Genomic DNA, 314 nt, shown 5'->3' with positions numbered 1-314 from the left:
CAACGCCGACTGCCGCCAACCCATGCAGCGCATCGGCGAGGACGTGAGCGAGAAGCTGGACATCGTGCCGGCCAAGTTCTTCGTGCACCGTCACATCTACGGCAAGTGGGCCTGCCGGTGCTGCCAGGTGCTGCGCCAGGAGCCCGCTGAGCCCGACGTCGTCGACGGCGGCATCCCGGCGGCCGGCCTGGTGGCCCACACGCTGATCAGCCGCTTCGTCGACCACCTGCCTTACTACCGCCAAGAGCCGATCAACGCGCGCTCGGGCGTGCACACGCCGCGCTCCACGCTGGCCAGCTGGGGTGGCGCGGGCG

Annotated in this window: 1 protein-coding gene; it reads left to right on the top strand. The window is 70.7% G+C overall.

Annotated features, from left to right (window positions below; genetic code table 11):
* Positions 1-22 precede the first annotated feature (22 nt).
* Positions 23-314 (top strand): IS66 family transposase zinc-finger binding domain-containing protein (locus ACG0Z3_RS23300; protein ID WP_394402451.1); only part of this gene is annotated, 292 nt, incomplete at its 3' end.

Source organism: Pelomonas margarita (assembly GCF_043555875.1).
GTDB lineage: Bacteria > Pseudomonadota > Gammaproteobacteria > Burkholderiales > Burkholderiaceae_C > Pelomonas > Pelomonas margarita.
Note: the sequence above shows the minus strand (reverse complement) of the source record. Positions and strands in the feature narration are given on the sequence as shown.